Raw genomic sequence first — 21461 nt, 5'->3', positions numbered from 1 at the left:
AGTGGCAGGGTGCGGTGCCGTTCCTGCTGCCCGTTTGTCTCTTGTCGCCGTTCCCCGGCGCCCGGCAGGCTCGCCCCGTCGCAGTGTCGAACCCCCGAGGGCAGGAGGGCCTGATGGCCGAGGAAGCCGCCGACACCCGTAGCTACCTGGTCGTGCTCAACGACGAGGAGCAGTACTCGATCTGGCTCGCCGACCGCGAACTGCCGCTCGGCTGGCGGGCCGAGGGTGTCCGGGGCAGTCGGGAGGAGTGCCTGGAGCACATCGGGACCGTGTGGACCGACATGCGGCCGCTGAGCCTGCGCAACCGGATGGACAGCGCCAGCAGCGGGACCCGTGCGGCCGTCTGACACCGTGCCCGCCGGCGTGCAGCGGACCGCGGACCGGACGCCGCCGGCCGAGCTGCCCGGGTTCGACCCGACCGCCCGCTTCCGCCTGTTGGCCGAGCCGGAAGCGCTCGACCCCGGCGGCTCGACCAAGGACCGCTCCGGGCTGGAGCTGCTGCGCGGCGCCATCAACGAGGGCCGGGTGAGCTCCGGCCGGTCGGCCGTGGCCGAGCCCGGCTCGGGCGACCAGGGCATCGGACCCACCCGGGCGTACGGGTAGTTCGGGGTCCGCTTCGCCTGCGCGGTGCGTGAGATCCTCGCCGGCACGGAGCACGCCTACTGCCCGGACCGGTGATCGAACCGGATCGGCCCGCGCTCGCACCACGCGACCGTGCGGGAGATCTGCGAGGTCCTGCCCGGCGGCCTGGACCACCATTTCAGCGCGACCCGTTCGTGCGGGACGCTGCGCGGCTGCGCCGAGTACGCGCGGGAGCGGCGGCTCCCGGTGACCATCGTGGCCGTCGACGCCGAGGGCCATCTTCGGGCGCGAGCCCGCGCCTCGGCTGATCCCCGGCCACGGCGCGGCCGTCCGCCCGGCGCTCCACAGGGACGGCCTAGCGGAGGAGGCGGTGCACGTCAGCGACCTCGCTGCGTGGTCAACTGCCGCCGCTGGCGCACCGCGAGGCGATCCTGACCGGTGGCTCGGCGGGCGCGGTGCTCGCCGCGGTCCGGCGGCTGGGCGACCGTATCCCGGCCGGTCTGACCCGCGCGGTGATCCTCCCCGACCGGGGGCGAGTGCTGCCTCGGCACGATCTACGGCGACGATTGAGTCGCGTCGCGCTTCGGCGGCGTCGCCCACCTGTGGAAGGAGCAAGATCCAGTGGCCCAGGTGGCGGCATGCCGATCCTGACGGCCGGTCACGTCCGCCAGGTCCTGGACGGTGCCGAGGAGCAGGGTGGTCGAGGTGGTGAGCCGGGCGTACCGGCTGCACGCGGCCGGCCGGACCGTGCTCCCGCGCCCGCACTTCCTGCGGTTCCCCGAGGAGGCGCGCAACCGGGTCACCGCCCTGCCGGCCCACCCCGGCGGGCACGCCCCGGGCACGCAGGATGCCGGCCACTGGCACGCGTGCGCCCCGTGGCCGGCGCCGGCGCCGGTACGGGCACCGGCAAGGGCACGACGGGCGCCGGAGGTACAGCCTCCGGCAACCTGGGAAACGCCGGGGGCACCGGGGCGCAGGAGCCGGTCGCCGGCATCGAGTGGATCTCCTCGTTCCCCGGCAACCCGGACGCCGGGCTGGAGCGCGCCCCGGCGGCGAATCATCCTCCACTCGATGCGCACCGGTCACCCCGAGATGCTGCTGGACGGCTCCGTGACCTCCGCGCGGCGCACCGCGGCGAGCGCCGTGCTCGCCGCCGCCGTGCTCGCCGCCGCGACGCTCGCCCCGCGGGAGCCGCAGACCGGCGTCACGCTGACCGGCTGCGGAGTGATCGACTTCGAGGTGCTCACCTTCCCGCGCGCCCTGCTGCCCGAGTCGGCCGAGGTCACCCTCTTCGGCCTCGACCTCGACCCGGCCCGCGCGCGGGCCTTCGCCGAACGCCGCGCGGTCCAGCTGCCCGGGCTGCGGACCACCGCCACCGAGCGGATCGGGCACATCCCGGCGGCCCGCCCGCTGGTCTCACTCGCCACCACCGCCGCCGGCCCGCACCTGGACCCGTCCGACTGCCCGCCCGGGACGCTGCTGCTGCACCTGTCCCCGCGCGACCTCGCCCCGGAGACCATTCTGTCCAGCGTCAACATCGTCGACGACGGTGACCATGTCTGCCGCGAGTCCACCTCTCAGCAGCCGGCCGAAGAGCAGGCCGGTCACCGCGACTTCATCGCCGACTCGATCGGCGCCATCCTCGCCGGCGGCCGGCGCGAGCGCGCCCCCGAGGCCCTCACGGTCTTCTCGCCGTTCGGCCTGGGCGTGCTGGACCTCGCCGTCGCCGACCTGGTCCGTCACCGGAGTCAGGAGCAGGCTCTCGGCACCGACGTCCTCCTCCCACCCGGGGCCCGGTGACCGACGGCTCGTCCGTGCCGCCGGGCGGGGACCGACCGGCCCGGTGGCACGCGTGGTCAGTCCCCGCACAGCGCCCGGGCGAGCCGGCACAGCTCCGCGCGGTTCGCGCTGCCGGTCTTGTGGAGCAGGCTGGCGATGTGCTTCTCCACCGTGCGGGGCGAGATGGACAGCCGCTGGGCGACGTCCTGGTTCCCGAGCCGCTCCACGAGCAGCGCGAACACGTCGAACTCACGCGGCGTCACCCCGACCGACCGCAGCCCCTCGGGGATCAGCTCCCGCCCGGTGCGCCGCTGCGCCACCGGCACGCCCGCCTGCCGGATCAGCGACCGGCAGGCGCCGGCGACGGAGCGGACGCCGGCCTGGTGGAAGTACTCCTCGGCGGTCCGCAGCCAGGCGACGGGCTCGCCCCAGCCGTCGGCGAGAGCCGCCTCGGCGACCAGCCGCAGCCCGAGGTGACGGCCGGTCGGGAACCCGCGGAACTCCTGCCGTGCCCGGTCCACCAGTCCGGCGGCCTCCCGGCCGCGGCCCTCCCGCCCGAGCAGGACGGCGTCGGTGAGCACCAGGAACTGCCGGTTCCAGGCCAGCGCGGCGGCCGGGGCCGCCAGGGCCGCCGTGTACGCCGCACGGTCGGCGGTGCCGCCGACGACGGCGAGCAGCGGACCGAGGCCGTACCGTCCGCTCAGGTAGAACATGTTGGGGTGCTGGTCCTCCCAGGCGGCCGCGGCGGCCAGCTCGGCCAGCGCCTGGGTGCGGTTCTCCTCCAGCAGGGCGCAGAACGCCCGGCACAGGCCGAGCAGGACCGGCATCAGGAAGGAGGTGGATTCGTCGGCCTGGTCGAACCGGAGCAGTTCCCGCTCCATCTGCCGCCGCCGGCCCTGGTGGGCGGCGAGGGTGGCGGCCACCAGCAGCAGGTAGCGGTGGCCGCCGAGGTTGCGCATCCGGGCGCTCGGCTCCAGGCAGCGGTCGATGATCTCCTGCGCGGCGGGGAAGTCGGCGCGCTGCACGGCGTCCATCGCCAGCAGGCCCTCCGCGTGCTGGGCCAGGGCGAGGGCGCCCAGATCGCGCGCGGCGTCCCGCGCCTCCCGGATCCGACGCGCGTCACCGCTGCGCAGGAAGGCGTTGGCGCCGAGCCGCAGCAGCGCCTCCACCCGCCAGACCGGCAGGCTGTGCTCCTCCGCTACGGCGAGCATCCGCTCCAGGCAGGCGTCCGCGTCGTCGAAGCCGCGCTCGCGGGCCAGCAGGGCGAGCAGTTGCCAGGCCTGGCAGGCCACCACGGGGAGCTTCTCGCGCTCGGCGACCTCGGCCGCCTCGCGGGCCAGCCGTTCGGTCTCGGCCGTCTCCGCGCCGTGCGCGGGCAGCAGCGCCAGGTGGGCCTCGACCACGGCCAGCGCGGCGGTGTGCCGCGGGTCCGACGGGTCCCCGAGCTGTGCGCGGGCGGCGGCCACCTGCGCGAGAGTGTCGGCGGCGCGTTCGGAGATCACCGCGGCCCAGGCGAGCCTGGTGTGCAGGGCGACCCGGCGCTCGATGTCCAGCGCGTCGGCCCCCGCGTCCGGCAGCGACTGGGCCAGCGCGAGTGCCCGGTCCAGCTGCCCGTTCTCGGCCGTCGCGTGCACCAGCGACTCGGTGACGGCGGTGCGGTCGGCCGGCGCCGCCAGCCCGCGGGCCCGCTCCAGCAGCCGCACGGCGGTGGCCGAGGCGCCCCCGGCGAGTGCCCGGCGGCCGGCTTCGGCGTAGAGCAGCGCCGCTCCCGCCTCGTCGCCGCCCAGCAGCCGCAGCCGCGCCACCAGCTGGCAGCGGTCGTCGGAGACCGCCGGGTCGGCGGCCAGGACCGCCTCGGCCGCCCGGCGGGCGATCACCGCCCGCTCGGCCGGCGGCAGCCCGGCGAGCAGCGCCTCCGCGGTGAGCGCGTGGCGGAAGGCGTACTGGTCGACCGCGGTGGGATCGGGGACGACGAAGCCCGAGGCGGCCGCGGCGGCCAGCTGGTCGAGCAGCAGCCGCACGCTGTGTCCGGTGATCAGCTCCAGCGTGCCGATCGAGAACCTGGTGCCCAGGGTCGCGGCGAGCAGCAGCAGGTCGCGCACCTGCGGATCGAGCTGTGCCAGCCGTTGCCGCAGGCCGCTGACCACGCTGACCGGGACCGCGGCCGCCAGGTCGCCGGTGACCCGCCAGCCGCCGCCGTCCCGGCGCAGCACTCCGGAACCGACCATCTCGGCGAGCAACTCCTCGACGAGGTACGGGTTGCCGTTGCTGAGCGTGCTGAGCCGCTCGACCACGGCGGCGGGCACCTGCTCGGCCCGCAGGTCCAGGCAGCCGGCCGCGAGCGCGCCGACCTGGGGTGCGCCGAGCGGCTCCAGGGTGGCCAGCGAGGCGACCCGGCGCCGCTCGGCGCCCCGGGCCAGTTCCAGCGCGGCGCCCGGTTCGGGCCGCAGCGTGGCCGCCAGCAGGACCGGCAGCCCGGCCAGATTGTCGACCAGGTAGTCCACCACGGCGATGGTCTCGGAGTCGGCCTCGTGCAGGTCCTCCAGGACGAGCAGGCAGCCGCGGTCCCGGCCGAGCACGGCCAGCAGCCGCAGCACGGCCTCGGCCAGCTCCACCGCGCTCTCGGGGTAGCCGGGCACGGCGGTGTGCCGCCACTCCGGGATCACCCGGCCGAGGGCCGGCCGGTAGGGCTCCAGCTCCGGGTCCTGGGGCACGCCCGTGACCCGGAAGCGCGAGTTCAGCGCCTCGATGAGCGGGCGGTACGGCATCCCGGCACTGGTCGGGCTGCCGCGCCCGCGCAGCACCGGCAGGCCGAGCGACTCGGCCTGGCCGGCGCACTCCCCGGCAAGCCGGGACTTGCCGATCCCCGCCTCCCCCACCAGCAGGACCGTGTGGCCCGCCCTGTCCTGAAGACCTGTCAGTACACGTCGGAACAGCCCGAGTTCGGTCTCGCGGCCGATAGTGGTCGGGGCAGTAGTGTGCACCTGCGCAGGCTACCCGTGCCGCACTCGCGCTGAGTAGAGAGCTCCACGGGAGAGATGATCACGCTTCGCCGCAGCAGCCCGCCGCTGCCGCCCGACGGGCTGTTCAGTGGAGCTCGATACTGACGGAGGTCCACGGGCTGGTACCGCGGAACGCCGAGGACTCGCCGAGCAGCTGGGAGCGGCGGCCGAGCCCGCCGCCGCTGCGCAGCCGGATCTCGCCCGCCGGGTGGTCGGTGGAGGCGCCGTGCCGGATGGTGGGCTGCTTCCGGAGCTGCACGAGGTCGGTGGTGTTCATCAAGGGGTTCCTTTCCCTGCGGATGTTCTCGGTGGGCTGCGTCAGGTGGCGCGGCGTCCGGCTCCGGGCGTTCAGGAGCCGTCCGCGGCTTGGACCCGGGGCCGGGGCGGGACGGGTTCGGGTTCCGGCGCCCGCAGCAGCAGCGCCGGGGGGACCAGGTCGGCGAAGCCCAGCCGCAGCAGGCCGAGGCCGTGGCCGGCCAGGCCGGTGAGCAGGCCGGGCGCCGTGATGCCGCCGTCGGCCGCGGGGTGCGGGCCGTGCCGGACCGGCCCGGCGGCCCGCGCCCGGAGCACCGCGCCGGCCGCTGTCCGGTGCGGCAGCTCCAGCAGTCCCCACTCGCCGTGGCAGAGGCTGCCGTCCGGCACCGGTCCGGCGTCCGCGAGGTGCCCGACGGCCGCCGCGACGGCCGCCGCCAGCGCCGGATCCGCCATCGCCACGGGCCGGTCGGCGACCGCCAGCGCCACCCCCGTCGCGCCGGTGCACCAGGAGAGGTCGGCGCCGGCGGACGGTAACGCGGCCACGGCCGAACGCAGCGCGGCCAGCCCCGCCCGGCGGTACTGCTCGCCGCCCCCGGAGCCCGCGAAGCCGAGCAGCGCCCAGCCGACCCCGGCGGCGCCGGTGGCGAAGCCGGGCGCCGCCGGGACGGGCTCGGCGGCGAGCCGGTCGGCGCAGGCGCCCGCGCCGCGCCGGAGCTCGGCCGACGGGTACGCCCGGTGCGCGGCCAGCAGCGCGGCCAAGCCGCCCGCCGTGCCGTCGAGCACGCCGGTCGGCCGCTCGGCCCCGGCGGCCCGGACGGTCAGCGCGGCCGCCGGCTCGACCAGGGCGCGCAGCCCGGCGTCGGCCAGCACGGCCGAGACCCGGGTGAGCGCGTACAGGATGCCGCCGAGCCCGGTGAAGCCGCCCGAGCCGACCGTGCCGAGATCCTCGTCCGGGAGCGCGGCGAGCCGGTCCAGCAGCCGCGGCAGCGGGCGCAGCGCGGCGCGTGCCGTCCCGGCGTAGCGGTCCGCGCCGGTGAGCGCGGCCAGCTGGGCGAGGAAGAGGGCGATGCCCGGGTACCCGTGGCCCAGGTCGGCGCCGCACGGCCCGAGCCTGCGGTACCGCTCGCCGAGCAGTTCGACGCCCAGCCAGTTCGCTCGGTCCCGGCCCCGGTGGGCCTGCTGGACCAGCAGGTCGCCGAACTCCCGGGCGGCGGCGAGCAGCTGGTCGGGCGCCGGCGGCCCGGCCTGCCCGGCGGCTCGCGCACCCGGCCCGGCCGGCCGGGGTCCGGGCACCGCGGCGGGATGCGCCGGCGCCGCCGTCCGGCAGGCCAGCGCCGTCCGGATGATCCGCTCCTGCCCGGCGAGGTCGGCCTCGTCCATCGTCGCGAGGCGTTCCGCCACCCGGGCCAGTCCGGGCCGGTCGAGGGCGCCGGGGATGTGGGCGCCGGTACCGCTCCACAGGTCGGTGCGGCCGGGGCGGGCGGTGAACACCGGCACGTCGCCGTCCCACAGCTCGGCGATCTCATGGTCGAGCAGTCCCGGCCAGCCCTGGTCGTCCACCGCGTCCGTGCCGAGCAGCCGTAACAGTTCCTCCCGGTCGCCCGGCTCGCGTAGCACGTCGGGGTGGGTGGCTTCGGCGAGGACCGTCACGTAGACCTGGGTGGCCCGGGTCACCACCCGGACCTCGTCGTCGGCGAAGCGGCGCAGCAGGCCGGCCAGCTCCTGCCGGTGCGTCAGGAGCATGCGGTAGCCCGCGCGGAAGCCGGCCACCAGTGCCTCGGTGTGGGCGGCGGGCTCGGCTTCGGCGCCGCCCAGCCGGGGGCGGTTGGCCCCGGCGCGGACCGCGCCGGGGCGGCGGACCAGCCGCATGGCGTCGGTGCCCGCGGCCTCCCAGCCGGCCGTCTCGACCGGGGAGCGGCGGTCGGCGCCGCCGCCGAGGCCGGAGAGGTCGAGCGCGTCACCGTCCCCGAGCACCAGCTGGGGCAGCAGGCCGATCCGCTGCACGGACGCGTCCAGCGCGCGGCCCGCCGGGTCGTCGGCAGCGGGGTCCTCGGGCAGCGGCGGGTGGAAGAGCGTCTCCACGTCCACCAGCACCGGGTGGTCGGCGCAGGCGATCAGGTTCTCGTGGTGCAGGTCGGTGAGGTCGAGCACGTGGGCGAGCGCGAGCAGCGTGCCCTGGCGCAGGTAGAACCGGTCCAGTTCGGCCCGCGAGGCGCAGGGGCGGGCCTCGATCAGCTCCGACCAGCCGTGGTCCGGACGGGTCAGCAGGGCCGGTGTGCGCAGGCCGGGTGTCCCCGCGCGGGCGTTGCACCAGTCGACCAGTTCGCCGAAGTGGCGGTCGGCCGCGAGCGGGCGGGGCTTGTGCACCACCCGGCTGCCGTCGGCGAAGCGCAGCACGGCGACCCGGCGCCCGCGCCGGTGCGTGTCGCCGGCGGTCCGGTCCACTGCGACCAGCGGGCCGGGGTCGCGTCCGGCCAGCAGCCGGGCGACCAGCTCGGCGCGGTCCTCGGCGTACCGGTTGAGCAGCTCGGCCATGGCCGCGACGGCGTTCACGCAGCTGCGACCGACCAGTTGGGCCAGCAGGGGGTACTCGGTGAACAGTCGGGCCAGGCCGGCTCCGGTCCCGGTGCCGGCGACGAAGTCGCGGAACCTGGCCTGCGGGGTCGCGCCCGCCAGGCGTCCCTCGACCCGGGCCACCTGGAGCTCCAGCACCAGCGCGCGGGCCGCCAGGCCGCCCAGCGCGGCGGCCGTGGTCGCGGTGAACTCCCGGACGATCCCGTCCAGTCCGGTCGACCGGCCGACGCCCGGGTCGAGACCGGCAAGCAGCCGCCGCCCGGCCAGCTCGGCGAACGGCGCCAGCACGACGGCGAAGCCGGCCGTGCCCGGCAGCGGCCCGGACGGCGGGACCGGGTCGCCGGGCGCGGCGGCGAGGGCGGCCTCGACGAACTCGGCCGCGTCGCGGTCCCGCGGCTCCTGGGACTGCGCCGGCGCCAGGGCCGACGGCCACCTTGAGGGGGCGGCCGGCCCCACTGCCGCGAGCGCATCGTTGGCGGTCACGAGCCAGAGCCTGTCAGCCGGCGCGGTGGCGGCGCAAGAGACGGAAGTCTGCCGGAATTACCCTACCGGGACTGGCGTCGCCGGTGGCTGACGAGGCGTCGCGGGGGCGGCCCCGTCGGCCGCCCGGGTCTGTGGTTCACGGTCGCCGGGCGTGGCGGTATCGACACCACCTGCGCTGTCGCGGGCGGGGTGATTGCCGCCCGCACGGGCGTCGCCACCCTTCCCTGTGCCTGGCACGCAGCCCGTGAGCCGCTGCCGCTGGTTGTGCCGGAGTAAGAACTCCTCTCGGGATGAGTTCGGGCGTCTCCAGCAGATCAGTGAGCATCCGAGGGTGCGGAGGACTTCGTGGATGCCGTCGCGGATCTCCCAGCGGATCCGCAGGCGGCGGAGCCAGGGCAGGTGGGCGAACACCCGCTCGACGACCCAGCGTCGGGTGCCGGATCCAGAGCCCTGCTCGGTGCCTCGGCGGGCGATCACCCGTTTCACTCCGAGGTTCCAGACCAGACGGCGGTACGGCCGTAGCCGCGGTCGCCCAGCCTGATGTCCGGGCGGCGCCGGGGCCGGCCCCGCTTGCCTGCCCCGCACCTGTGGTACTGCCTGGAGCAGTGGGATCAGCTGGGCGACGTCGTTGAGACGACCAGGTCGCGGTCGCTGTAGACGGTGCCGAGGGCGGCCGTCACGGCGGCCACGCCGATGGAGTCGTCGAATCATGCACCGCCGGCTCCGCCCCCGGCCGCCGCCGTCGCAGGCGGGTGTGACCGAGCCCTTGAGCCGGCGAGTCGATCGTCGACATGGTGAGCCCGAGGTCTTGCCCCGACGGACGCAAGGGCGGCTGGGGTCCCACCTTCCGAGTCCGGCAGCCCTCAGGTCTCCCGCCCGTGCGGTTGCCAGGTGGGCCGGGGACCAGCGCGGTGTCGGGCCGGAAGCGCGGCCACGCATAGACGCCGCTGGCGAGGGCCTGGACGCGGGCTGCCGGAGCGGGACTCACGTGGGCGAGCCCCCGGGGGTGTGACCCGCTCGATCGCGCCGTGCGGTCGATGCCCTTTCCCGGCCGGCCGGAAGGGCGGGTCAGCGAAGTCCGGCGAAGAGATCGTTCTCGGGTATGGCCGCGCCGGTGGCGTCCTGGACACGTACGAAAGTCTCCATGCCCATCAACTCGCCGAACCTCTCCTTGCCCATCTTGAGGAAGAAGATGTTCTCGCCCTGGCTGGCGTGCGCGGCCAACGCGTCGAACTTCTGACCGCTGAACCCGGTGGTGTCCACCCACGTGGTGATCTCATCGTCGGGGAGGCCGATCTCGGCCATCGCGGCGGCCTCGGCAGGATCCGGCTCGGGCATGTCCTCGTGGAACTCGCGCATGATCTCGCCGAACCGCTGCATCATCGAGCGGGGCATCGTGGTCCAGTACACCTTCGGCGTCAGCGCGGTCATCTCCAGCGCCGCCATCGTGATGCGGTGGGCCTGGATGTGGTCGGGGTGGCCGTAAAAGCCGTTCTCGTCGTAGGTGACGACCACATCAGGCCGGTAATGCCGCATGAGTTCCGCGAGTCGGGCCGCGCCTTCCTCCACGGGGGTCCGCCAGAAGGATCCGGGGGCGTCGTTGCTCGCCCAGCCCGCCATCCCGGAGTCGGCGTAGTCCAGCGTCTCCAGATCGCTGACCTTCAGGACGTCACAGCTCGCCTCGAGTTCTTGCCGCCGCATCAAGGCGACCGCCGCCGGATCGTGCCCGGGATCACCCGGCTTGACACCCCCCGGACCGTCACCGCAACCGCCGTCGGTACACGTCACGAGGACCGTGCGGATGCCTTCCGCCGCGTACCGCGCGAGGACCCCTCCGGTTCCGGTGGCCTCGTCGTCGGGGTGGGCGTGTACTGCCATCAGCGTCAAAGGCCGGTCAGTCATGAAACAGTCCTCCAGCAGAGATTACGTCTTGGTCCGCGTGTGCGACGGGCGCACCGCGGTCTTGGGGCCCGGATCCTGGTGGGCGGACGACCTTGTGGTCTCGTGCTCCCCGCCCGTGCGGCGCCGGCCCCTCGGTCGATGCAACCATGCCGACTGGACCAGCTGTTCCCGGCGCGGCCGATTGATCTTCTCCCGGCGTCGGCGTTCGACGCGAACGAGGTACGGACGTGACGTGACCTGTACACCGCCCGGTGGCGGCAGGTACGGCGACGGATCGAGGAGCGCCACTTCCTGCGCGAGCGGACCCGCTGAAGCAAGCTCGCGCCGGATTCGCCGCTGACCACCGAGACGGCCCGGTTCCTGAGCACGGCTTCATCGACGAAGGCCGTCAACGGGACTCTGTCGGCTCCGGACCCTGAGCGGGGGCGCAGACACTCCGTCCGACACCGAAGCCCCAGCGAGCACGCGAGCGAGCCCGGACCGATCAGCGTCCGGGCTCGCCATCAGGGCGGCGCGTGCCAGGGTTCGACGAGCAACCCGGTGTGCTTCCCCCGAGCCTGCTGACAAGCCACCTGGACCGGGTGGCGCCGTTCAGGGCTTGGCCGTCGGCGTAAGCCCTGGTACCACCCATGTCGGAGTCCGACAAAGTGAAGGCACGCGAGTGCGATCAGCACCAGGGGGCCGACACTGCGAACAGCAGCAGAAGCCGCTTCCTGGTCGGAAACGTGATCCTGGATGCTAACGAGATCGTGAAGCGGCGCGCGGCCCCGACCACAGGGTCGTTGAACACCGGGCGGGCGGGCCCGAACACCCACGCGGCCGAGGTCCCGTCCAGGGCACTGTCCAGTGGTACGCGGACAAGCACGGCAGCATCAACGGCTACCTGCTGCTGCACCCAAGTGACCCCTCCTAGGCAGGTCCGTACGAAACGGTGCGTTGATCCGCCAAGACTGGTCGGCCTGGCCGTTGCAGGCCCACAGGACCAGCGGGGTGCCGTCGGCGGTGCCGGCCCGGTCGGTGTCGAGGCACAGCCCGGCGTGGACGTTGCGGACCGACCCGTCCGAGCCGAGCGTCCATCTCTGGTTGTCCTGGCCGTTGCAGGGCCAGGTGACCACCCGGGTGCCGTTGGCGGTGCCCTGGTCGTAGGCGTCCAGGCACTTGTCGCCGAAGACGCGGATCTCGCCGCCGGCCCACGTGGTCCACAGCTGGTTGGCGGCCGTATGGCAGTCCCAGATCAGCACCGTGGCCCCGGCGGCGGTGGAGGCGTTGTCCACGTCGACGCAGCGGCCGGACGCACTGCCCCGCAGACGCGAGGTGGTGGCGGCCAGCGGGCTGCCACCGGCCACCCGGAACACGGCGACGCCGTGCGCGGGGACGTTCGCCGAGATCTGCCCGGACGTGCTCGACATGCCGCCGGTCCACAGGTCTGTGAGGGTGAAGGGCCCACCGGAAAGCCCGACTTGCGCGGCCGTGGTGGTGACGGTCTCGGTGCCGCCTCCCCGGTTGAACAGACCCACCGCGACCGAGCCGTCGGACAGGGGCTTGGCGAAGACCTCCGTGCTGCCGTCGTCACGTACCCTGCGCCCGCCCGCGCCCAGCCGATCCTGGTCCACCGCCAGCAGCCGCGGGTTGCGCAGGACGGCGCTCACGTCGGCGGACATGGCGCGGATGTCGTTGCCTGCCATGAGCGGGGCACCCAGCAGCGCCCACAGGGCGAAGTGCGAACGTGATTCGGCCGGAGTCAGGCCGGGACGGCCGACGACCAGCATGTCGGGATCGTTCCAGTGTCCCGGGCCCACTTGTGCCGCCAGCGGCGCGGTGACGTCCAGGACGTTCCCGACACCCATCGGATAGCTGTTGGCGTTGCCGTTCTGCCAGATGTCGAGCAGGTCCTCGGTCGTCCGCCACAGGTCGGCGACCTCGCCCCAGTTGTACGTGGCGCCGGTGATGGCGTGCAGGCTGTTCGGGTTGATGCTGTAAACGATCGGCCGGCCGGTGGCGCGCAGGGCGTCGCGCATGAGCGTGAACCGTGCGACCTGTTCGTCACGGGTACCGCTGGAGGAACACCAGTCGTACTTGAGGTAGTCGACGCCCCATGAGGCGAACGCGGTGGCGTCCTGCGCCTCGTGCCCTCTGCTGCCCGTGGATCCCGGGTAGCTGCCCACGGCCTGCGCGCAGGTGCGCTCCCCCGGTGCCTCGTAGATGCCGAACTTCAGGCCCTTGCCGTGGATGTAGTCGCCGAGCGCTTTCATCCCGCTCGGGAACTTGGCCGGATCGGCCCGCAGGTTGCCCGCCGCGTCCCGCTGCGGGTCGAACCAGCAGTCGTCGACCACCACATAGCGGTAACCGGCGTCCCGCATGCCCGAGGACACCATCGCGTCGGCGGCCTGGCGGACCTGGCCCTCGGTGACCCCGCACCCGAAGCTGTTCCAGCTGTTCCAGCCCAGCGGTGGGGTGAGCGCCGGGCTGCCGGGCGCGGCTGAAGCAGTGGACCGGACAGACGCCGCGACCGACGCGGTGACCGTCAACACAATGGCCGCAAAGACGTGCAGAAGTCGTCTGCCTGGTCCTCTGGGCACCTGGGCTCCTCTCCGAAGCTGCGAAACGATTCGTTCGTGATTCCGAACATTGTTCGGCCATCAGGCCTATGGATGGTCAGGGAGGGGCGCGAGCATGTCAATGTTTTCGGCATCCTCAACCCACCGCAGGAACGAGCGCCGCTTCCCAGCTCACCGAGCTTCGAAAGATTCGGCGCCGGTAACGAATCCTGCGAGAAGGATTGACGGCGCTCTCAGACTCCTTACCATCCAAAGTGCTCGGCCAGTCGATCGATGTTCGATATTACGAACATCCCGACCAGGAGTGTCGTGTCAGCCGGGACGCATGAGGAGGAGCACACATGAATATGTCATGCTCTGACCAATTCTGGGGTCGTCGTCAGGTGCTGGCCTCCGCCACCGGCCTGGTCGCCGGCTCACTCCTCCCGATCGCCGGGACCTCCCGGACCGCGGTCGCCGCGACGGCCGCCGGGGCCGCAGCGCCGTACACGAATCCGGTGATCCGGCAGGACTTCGCAGACATCGACGTCATCCGCGTCCTCGGCACCGACTACGCCTCGGCCTCGACCATGCACTACGCGCCGGGCGCCCCCGTCCTGCGCTCCTACGACCTGGTCAACTGGGAGATCGCCGGCCACTCGGTACCCGTCCTGGACTTCGGCGCCATCAGCACGCCCTACGACGCGGGACTGCTCGTCGACAGCGACGACACCCTGTACGTGGCGTACGGGAACACCACCATCAGCGTGGCCCAGTTCTCGCCCGACGGACGCAGCCAGGTCCGTACACAGCAGGTGTTCACCGCCCCGTCGAGTGTCGGCACCCTTGAGGGGCCGCGCTCCTACAAGATCGACGGGCACTACTACATCTTCCTGACCCGCCCGGCGAACGGGCAGTACATCCTGAAGTCGTCGAGCGGCCCGTTCGGTTCGTACACGATGCGGCAGGTGCTCCTCGACCTGCGCGGACCGGTCGCCGGCGGTGGCGTGCCGCACCAGGGCGGGCTGGTGCAGACGCAGAGCGGTGCCTGGTACTACCTGGCTTTCGTGGACGCGTACCCCGGCGGCCGGGTGCCTGTCCTGGCGCCGGTGACCTGGACCGCGGACGGCTGGCCCGTCGCACAGCTCGTGAACGGCGCCTGGGGTGCGTCCTGTCCCAGCCCGGCCGTGCCCGCTCCGGCCGGCCAGGTCGCCCCCATGACCGGGGTCGACACCTTCGACGGGACGGGCCTGAAGCCGAACTGGGAGTGGAACCACAACCCGGACAACACGAGGTGGTCGGTCGGTGACGGACCGACCCTGCGGACCGCGACCGTCACCGACGACCTGTACTGGGCCCGCAACACCCTCACCCACCGCATCCAGGGCCCCACCTCCACCGCCACGGCCCTGCTGGACCACTCGGCGATGCGGGACGGCGACCGGGCCGGACTGGCGCTGGTGCGTGACTCCTCCGCATGGGTCGGCCTCAAGCGCGACGGCGGCGTGACTCGGGTGGTGATGGTGGGCGGGCCGGTCATGGACGGCAACTGGAACACCACCGGCACGGGCACCGAACTCGCGAGCGCGCCCGTATCCGGCGGCCGGCTCTGGCTGCGCGCGAGCGCGGACATCCGTTCCGGCGCAGCACGCCCCGGAACCTCTCCTACAGCACCGACGGCATCCACTACGCCCGCCTCGGGTCCGACTTCTCCATGGGCAACGACTGGCACTTCTTCATGGGCTACCGATTCGCCCTCTTCGACCACGCCACACAGGCACTCGGCGGCGCGGTCCGCGTCACGCGGTTCGAGCTGGCCACGCCCTGACCGGACGGAGGATCGCACCACCCACCCCCCCACCAACCGTACGAGGAGAATTATGATCCCGCTGAAACGGCTCGGCCGTCGCCGAGCCTCGGTGTTGTCCCTGCTGGCCGTGGCCGCCCTGGTGACGCCAGGGACCGCGGCCGGCGCGTCCGAACCCGTCAAGGCCTCCACGCTGGGCGCCCAAGCGGCTCAATCGGGCCGGTACTTCGGAACCGCCGTGGCCGCAGGCAAGCTCGGCGACGGCACGTACGCCTCGATCCTGGACCGCGAGTTCAACGCGATCACTCCCGAGAACGAGATGAAGTGGGACACGACCGAGCCGTCGCGCGGCTCGTTCAACTTCGCTCCCGCGGACCAGATCGTGAGTCACGCGACGGCCCGCGGCCAGCGCATGCGTGGCCACACCCTGGTCTGGCACTCCCAACTGCCGGGCTGGGTCAGCTCCATCGGCGATGCGAACACGCTGCGCAACGTCATGCACAACCACATCACCACCGAGATGAACCACTTCAGGGGCAAGATCTACGCCTGGGACGTGGTCAACGAGGCGTTCGCCGACGGCGGCAGCGGCCAGCACCGGTCCTCGGTGTTCCAGAACCTGCTCGGTGACGACTTCATCGAGGACGCCTTCCGCACGGCTCGCTCCGCCGGCCCCGCGGCCAAACTCTGCTACAACGACTACAACATCGAGAACTGGTCGGACGCCAAGACCCAGGGCGTCTACCGCATGGTGCGCGACTTCAAGACGCGTGGCGTACCCATCGACTGTGTCGGCTTCCAGGCCCACTTCGGTACGGGCGGTCCGCCCGCCAGTTTCCAGACGACGCTGTCGAACTTCGCCGCCCTCGGCGTGGATGTCCAGATCACCGAACTGGACATCGCACAGGCGTCGCCGACGGCGTACGCGAACACCGTCCGGGCCTGTATGAACGTCTCGCGCTGCACCGGCATCACCACCTGGGGCATCCGGGACAGCGACTCCTGGCGCAGCGGTGACAGTCCGTTGCTCTTCGACCGCAACGGCAACAAGAAACCGGCCTACCAGGCGGTGCTGTCGGCGCTGGGCGGCACGGCCGCGGCACGACGGACCCACACCCCTTCGCCCCGGTCCACCGCGGCCCTCCCCGCCGGCTTCTCCTGGAACTCCAGCGGTGCGCTGATCGCCCCGAAGCCGGACGCCACCCACAACATCGCCGGGATCAAGGATCCGACGGTCGTCCACTACAACGGCAAATACCACGTGTTCGCGAGCACCGCCAGCTCGTCCGGGTACAACCTGGTGTACCTGAACTTCAGTGACTGGTCGCAGGCAGGCTCCGCCACGCACCACTACCTCGACCGCACCGCCATCGGCACCGGCTACCGGGCCGCGCCCCAGGTGTTCTACTACGCGCCGCAGAAGCTCTGGTACCTCGTCTACCAGACCGGGAACGCCTCGTACTCCACCAACCCCGACATCAGCAACCCCGACGGGTGGAGCGCGCCGCGCAACTTCTACCCATCGATGCCCGACATCATCCGCCAGAACATCGGCAGCGGTTACTGGGTCGACATGTGGGTGATCTGCGACAGCGCCAACTGCTACCTGTTCTCCTCCGACGACAACGGACACCTCTACCGCTCGCAGACGACCGTCGGCCAGTTCCCCAACGGGTTCACCAACACCGTCATCGCGGCCCAGGACTCCAACAGGTACGCGCTGTTCGAGGCGAGCAACGTCTACAAGGTGCAGGGCGCCAACCAGTACCTCCTGCTCGTCGAGGCCATCGGCTCGGACGGCCGGCGCTACTTCCGCTCCTGGACGACGAGCAGCCTCGCCGGCTCCTGGACGCCCCTGGCCGCGTCCGAGAACAACCCCTTCGCGAAGTCGAACAACGTGGCCTTCCCCGCGGGCGCGTGGACCCGGGACATCAGTCACGGCGAGATGATCCGTGCCGGTTACGACCAGACACTCACCATTCCCGCCTGCCGGCTCCAGTACCTGTACCAGGGCAAGGACCCCAACGCGAGCGGCAACTACGACAACCTCCCGTGGCGGCTGGGCCTCCTCACCCAGACCAACTCCACCTGCTGAACGCAACACCGCTGACTGCTGGTCGACCGGCCAGGGCCAGGAGATCAACGAGGCGCTCGGCTGGGATTCCCCGGCCGAGCGCTTCGCGTGGGCGGGAACGACCCGACGCCAACTACTCCCGGGGGTCCGGGGACCCCGCCAGGAGAAGGAGACCAACTACCTGCGCGTCCACCTCGCCAACCCGCCGCGAACTCGAACCGGAACCCTCCCAGCCCCGCTACGTCATCACCGAGCCCGGCGTCGGCTACCGTTCCACCTCCGACATCCCCGCCTGACTCCGCTGTCGCCGGAATCGGCGGGCCGGCGCCCACCGGTCGGCGCGCAACCGGTCGAGCGGACCTCGCGGCGGGTCCACAGGGTGCTGAACCGCTCGCTGGCGACGGTGAGTTCGCCGATGGTCTCCAGTAACTCCGGGTCGGCCTCGTCGACATCGATCATGGCGCGCAGTCCGGAGACGGCCTTCGCGGTCATGTCGTCCCACTGCGGGTAGAGGCTGCGCATCTCGGGTTCGAGGAAGGCAGCCCGAAGCGGGTTGCGGCCGACGGCGAAGAAGGGGCACAGCAGCCCGGCCAGCCGGTTCGCGGCGACGACGCGTCCGCTGGGACCCTGGACGTAGGCGGGGGTCTGCGGCCAGCTGTCCAGCAGTGGTTGCAGATCGCCCTGGTTCGTACGGGCGCGGCCGCGTGGCCTACGGGTGGGCGGTGCGGGGCGGGCGAGGCGGTGCAGGTAGGCGACGGCGTCCTCGTCGAGCTGGAGGGCGCCGGCCAGGGCGGCCAGGATCTGGTCGGAGGGGTTGAGGTTGCGGCCCTGTTCCAGGCGCAGGTAGTACTCGGGACTGATACCGGCGAGCTGAGCGACCTCCTCGCGCCGAAGTCCGGGGACCCGGCGCCGCTCACCGGCGGGCAGCCCGGCCTGTTGCGGGCTGATCTGCCCGCGCCGGGCCCGCAGGAACTCGCCCAGGGTGTCGGCCGTCTCGTGCGCCATGTTCTCGACGCTGACCGCTGAGCAGTCCGAGGCGGACCAGGCTCTCCGCGGTGGCCACGACTGCGTCCTCGTTGGAACGCGGGGACCAGTCCAGCTCCTTGCGGGCCTTCGCGTTGGAGGCGCGGCGCACCACGCCCAGCTGCGGCACCGTCTCACGCAGCGTCGGGTTGCCCGTGGCCGGCAGGCGCAGCAGCCAGGCCGGGGCCGTCCTGGTGGGGGCCTTGGCGGCGACCTCGCCCAGCCGCGCACGCAACGCCAGGGCGATGTGGTGGAAGGAGATCGGCTCGCCCGCGAGCGCCAGGTATCGCTGTCCGGCCGCCTGCGGTGCCGTCATGGCGCGTGCGTGCAGGTCGGCCGCGTCTCGGACGTCTACCGTGTTGCTCCAGATCGGCGGCGCGGCCCGCATCCCGCCGGTCAGCATCGTCCTCGGTCTTCGGCCGGGCTTCGGGAAACGGCGAGGCCACGTGCAGCACGTAGTCGGCTCCCGCCACGGCCCGGCCCCAGCCGTGGTCAGAGGTCAGATCCGCCTCTACATAGGAGACGCCGTCCGCGTGCGGGGCGCCGGCCACGGCGAGCATCCGCTCGACGTCGGACCGCCGCGTGCGGGAGCGCACGGTGGTCGTGACGGTGTGCCCGGCGATCAGGAGCTGCGCGATCGTATGGGAACCCAGAAACCCGGTTCCGCCCGTGACGAGTACATGTGCCATGCCTTCATGGTCGACCGCCGGATCGTCCCGTTCCAGATCCCGCCGATACCAGTACTCCCAGGGACAGGCTCAGCGCAGCACCCGGCGCGACGCCGACCCCTCCCTCCGGATTCGAAGCTTCTGGGCGTGCGGGCCCCCGTCGCGGAAGTACACGTGGGCGAGGTCCTCGGCGATGATGCCGCGCAACTGCTGGTCGCCGGCGCCGGCCTGCGGGCGTCGAAGAGGCGGGCCGCGTAGTCGGGGCGGGAGGGCGAGGGTGAGGTGACCGGTGACGCAGGCGTGCGTCACCGGTGGTGCCAGGCGCCGCGCTGAAGCAGGCCCGACGGGCGAGAGACTGCCCATCCGCTGCGGCCGACGAGTACGACTGCGGGCCGGAGGGGGCGGGTCCGGCCAGGCATGGCGGCCCGGCACGGTGATCGGACCGCGGTGCCTGCCGAGGGCGGGGGCGGGCGCGAGACCGCAGGACGGGCGCGAGACCGCAGGACGGGCGCGAGACCGCAGGGCGGGCGCGAGCGTGGGCGAAAGCGGTGTGGTTGGCCCGGTCGGCACTCTGGCGGACAGGCTGCCGACCGGGCCGTCGGCGGTGGGCGGTGGGCGGTGGGCGGTGGGGCCGACGGACGAGGGCAGGGCGGGCGGCAGACGGTCAAGTCGACGGACGGAAGTCTCCGCTCGCGACCCGGCAACAAGGCGGCCGGCACCGGACAGGCGGCAGCTCGGCCCGGCGGGGACGCGGGGCGGGCGCGGCCGGGCGGTGGCAAAGGCGGGGCCTCTCGCCCGCGGCCCGACCACAGAAACCGCCGGCGGCGACCGGGCTGGATGCGGCGGCCGTGCAGCGAGACCGGTCAACGCAGCGAAGGCCGGACGGAGGCGGTGACGGGCTGGGAGGAAGCCCGGACGAACGGGCGACGGGCCCGGACGGAGGACAGCAGGGCGGCGGCCATGCACCGGTGGCACCACCGCGGTGCACGTTCGGACAAGGAGGACAACACGACCAGCCCTAGGTTCCAGGTGACCCCGCCCGGTCCCGGTGGACCGACCCCCGAACGCGGGCCGGCGGACGAGCGAAGGAACCAAGATGCGAAGAGGCGTACGGAAGCTGGTGTCGCTGCTGGCGACGTTAGTGACGGCGGCCGGCCTGGTCACGGTGCTCAGCGGCACCGCGTCCGCGGCCGACATCAAGGTGGTGATCGACTGGAACATCTCGGACATCACCGCGGGCGGAGCGGCGCACGAACGGAACTACTACAACGTCATCGACCGCATCCACACGGCCTCCTACGGCACGCCGACGCACATGGACGGTGTCCGGCAGACCCAGACGCAGGCCGGTGAGCTCATCCAGGTCAGGGTGCTCGACACCAACGGGGTCTACCTGTCGTCGGTCTACCTCTGGGCCCATGACCTCTACGTCGCCGGCTTCTACTCCCCCGGTCGCAACGGACACCCGGGCATGCACTGGGCGTTCAACGACCGGACCAACGAGTTCGCCCACGCGCTCGGCATCGCGCCCAACACCCTGCATGTCATGCAGTCGACCGGGAACTACAACAGCCTGCCCGGCGGCAACGACCGCGGCGGGCTGGTCCTGAGCCCTGGAAGCATCTACAACGCGCTGTACCAACTGGGCGATGTCACCCAGTACAACCAGGCCACCGGGCACAACATGCTCGTCGCCATCCAGATCTTCTCCGAGGCGTCCCGCTTCGCCTCGATCTTCGACACGGTACGCGGAAACATCCGCGAGCCGAACAGGAACCAGACCCTCGACCACTGGGAGGAGGCACCCCGGGGCTTCGTGATCAACTCCTCGCTGGAGAACCAGTGGGCCGACATCAGCGATTTCGTCCGCAACGTCCGCGACTCCCCCGACCACGGAATCTACGTCATGGGACACTGGGTCACCAGCATCGCGGGCCTGCTCTACTGGGCCGGGGGCTTCGTGGAGCTCAACGGTTCCCGAGCCCGCCTCTGATGATTCCCGGCTCCGCCCGGGCGTGTCACGTCGTGGCGCCCCGGGCGACGCTGTCGCGGACGTAGGCAATACACGCGTTGCCCAGCCCCGATCGTGGAACCCGGGCCGCATGAGCAAGACCGCGCTGATCATCATCGACATGATCAATACGTACGAGCACAAGGATGCCGACCTGCTGATTCCCTCGGTGGAATCGGTCGTGCCGGTCATGGGCGGCCTCCTGCGCCGGGCCCGCGACCAGGGGGTGCCGGTCATCTATGTCAACGACAACTTCGGCGAGTGGCGCTCGCACCACGGGGAGCAACTGGAGCAGGCGCTAGCCGGGCCGCGTGCAGACCTGGTCGAGCCGGTGAAGCCCGACGGCGACTCCCTCTTCGTGCTCAAGGCCCGGCACTCGATCTTCTTCGAGACACCGCTGAGCTATCTGCTCAGGGAGCAGGGGATCGATCGGCTGGTGCTGTCCGGTCAGGTGACCGAGCAGTGCGTGCTGTACTCGGCGCTCGACGCGCACATCCGTCACTTCGACGTGGTCGTACCGAAGGACGCGGTGGCGCACATCCACGAAGACCTCGCTGAGGCGGCGCTGCGCATGATGGAGCGCAACATGGGTGCGCTCATCCGCGAGAGCCGCCAGCTGTGGACGTGAGCGCTGCCCACGTCCGTCCGGAAGCACCGGTCGGGGGCCGTCTCCCCCGGCCCCCGACCGGAGGCCGATCGGCGAGCCCCCTGAATCCGGTACGGCGATCTCCAGCGGCCCGCTGCGCAGTCGCAGCCTCCTCCCC

Annotated in this window: 14 protein-coding genes and 3 pseudogenes; 8 read left to right on the top strand and 9 right to left on the bottom strand. The window is 72.6% G+C overall.

Features of this window, described 5'->3' with window-relative positions; translation table 11 throughout:
- Positions 1–113: 113 nt before the first annotated feature.
- The 3 genes from ABZ117_RS15815 (at position 114) to ABZ117_RS15805 (ending at position 2382) form a co-directional block, all read left to right on the top strand.
- A complete protein-coding gene (locus ABZ117_RS15815; RefSeq protein WP_356821097.1) occupies positions 114–347 on the top strand; it encodes an MbtH family NRPS accessory protein in 234 nt (77 codons plus the stop codon).
- A 16-nt stretch (positions 348–363) separates the two neighbouring features.
- Positions 364–603 (top strand): hypothetical protein, encoded by a 240-nt coding sequence (locus ABZ117_RS15810; RefSeq protein ID WP_356821095.1) that lies wholly within the window; start codon positions 364–366, stop codon positions 601–603.
- Positions 604–1653: 1050 nt separating this feature from the next.
- Complete coding sequence (locus ABZ117_RS15805) at positions 1654–2382, top strand: hypothetical protein (protein WP_356821093.1); 729 nt, start codon at positions 1654–1656, stop codon at positions 2380–2382.
- 56 nt (positions 2383–2438) lie between these two features.
- On the opposite strand, the gene ABZ117_RS15800 is transcribed toward ABZ117_RS15805, so the two are convergent.
- From ABZ117_RS15800 to ABZ117_RS15790, 3 genes are all read right to left on the bottom strand, one after another.
- Entirely contained in the window at positions 2439–5345 is a 2907-nt protein-coding gene (locus ABZ117_RS15800; protein ID WP_356821091.1) for an AAA family ATPase, read from the bottom strand.
- A 103-nt stretch (positions 5346–5448) separates the two neighbouring features.
- Positions 5449–5640, bottom strand: coding sequence for a hypothetical protein (locus tag ABZ117_RS15795; protein ID WP_356821090.1), 192 nt, complete (start codon positions 5638–5640; stop codon positions 5449–5451).
- A 71-nt stretch (positions 5641–5711) separates the two neighbouring features.
- A complete protein-coding gene (locus tag ABZ117_RS15790; RefSeq protein ID WP_356821089.1) occupies positions 5712–8675 on the bottom strand; it encodes a type 2 lanthipeptide synthetase LanM family protein in 2964 nt (987 codons plus the stop codon).
- Between the two features lie 126 nt (positions 8676–8801).
- On the opposite strand from ABZ117_RS15790, the pseudogene ABZ117_RS15785 reads away from it, so the two are divergent.
- Positions 8802–8951, top strand: a pseudogene (locus ABZ117_RS15785) (hydrolase); the annotation flags it as partial.
- Between the two features lie 792 nt (positions 8952–9743).
- On the opposite strand, the gene ABZ117_RS15780 reads toward ABZ117_RS15785, so the two are convergent.
- Together ABZ117_RS15780 and ABZ117_RS15775 are read right to left on the bottom strand one after the other, a co-directional pair.
- A complete protein-coding gene (locus tag ABZ117_RS15780) occupies positions 9744–10577 on the bottom strand; it encodes a PIG-L family deacetylase (protein ID WP_356821088.1) in 834 nt (277 codons plus the stop codon).
- Between the two features lie 872 nt (positions 10578–11449).
- Entirely contained in the window at positions 11450–13156 is a 1707-nt protein-coding gene (locus tag ABZ117_RS15775) for a ricin-type beta-trefoil lectin domain protein (protein ID WP_356821087.1), read from the bottom strand.
- 326 nt (positions 13157–13482) lie between these two features.
- Between ABZ117_RS15775 and ABZ117_RS15770 the strand changes: the two are divergent.
- A pseudogene (locus ABZ117_RS15770) lies at positions 13483–14942 on the top strand (family 43 glycosylhydrolase).
- A 52-nt stretch (positions 14943–14994) separates the two neighbouring features.
- The gene (locus ABZ117_RS15765) at positions 14995–17016 is read left to right on the top strand and encodes a non-reducing end alpha-L-arabinofuranosidase family hydrolase (RefSeq protein WP_356821085.1); all 2022 of its coding nucleotides are present in this window, start codon (positions 14995–14997) and stop codon (positions 17014–17016) included.
- Positions 17017–17241: 225 nt separating this feature from the next.
- On the opposite strand, the gene ABZ117_RS15760 is transcribed toward ABZ117_RS15765, so the two are convergent.
- The 4 genes and pseudogenes from ABZ117_RS15760 to ABZ117_RS15745 form a co-directional block, all read right to left on the bottom strand.
- Positions 17242–18000: a helix-turn-helix transcriptional regulator gene (locus tag ABZ117_RS15760; RefSeq protein ID WP_356821083.1), complete on the bottom strand. Its 759-nt coding sequence runs from the start codon at positions 17998–18000 to the stop codon at positions 17242–17244.
- A complete protein-coding gene (locus tag ABZ117_RS15755; RefSeq protein ID WP_356821287.1) occupies positions 17909–18334 on the bottom strand; it encodes a hypothetical protein in 426 nt (141 codons plus the stop codon). The genes ABZ117_RS15760 and ABZ117_RS15755 overlap by 92 nt, the downstream gene beginning before the upstream one ends.
- Positions 18335–18497: 163 nt before the next feature.
- Positions 18498–18707 (bottom strand): annotated as a pseudogene (locus ABZ117_RS15750) (GDP-mannose 4,6-dehydratase); the annotation flags it as partial.
- A gap of 69 nt (positions 18708–18776) precedes the next feature.
- Positions 18777–18995, bottom strand: coding sequence for a hypothetical protein (locus tag ABZ117_RS15745; protein ID WP_356821081.1), 219 nt, complete (start codon positions 18993–18995; stop codon positions 18777–18779).
- A gap of 787 nt (positions 18996–19782) precedes the next feature.
- Here ABZ117_RS15745 and ABZ117_RS15740 point away from each other — a divergent pair.
- Positions 19783–20679 (top strand): ribosome-inactivating family protein, encoded by an 897-nt coding sequence (locus ABZ117_RS15740; protein WP_356821079.1) that lies wholly within the window; start codon positions 19783–19785, stop codon positions 20677–20679.
- A gap of 109 nt (positions 20680–20788) precedes the next feature.
- A complete protein-coding gene (locus tag ABZ117_RS15735; RefSeq protein WP_356821077.1) occupies positions 20789–21325 on the top strand; it encodes an isochorismatase family cysteine hydrolase in 537 nt (178 codons plus the stop codon).
- Positions 21326–21461: the final 136 nt, after the last annotated feature.

It is taken from the genome of Streptomyces sp. NPDC006309 (genome assembly GCF_040613095.1).
Classification (GTDB): domain Bacteria; phylum Actinomycetota; class Actinomycetes; order Streptomycetales; family Streptomycetaceae; genus Streptomyces.
This window is presented reverse-complemented; position numbering and strand designations above follow the sequence as displayed.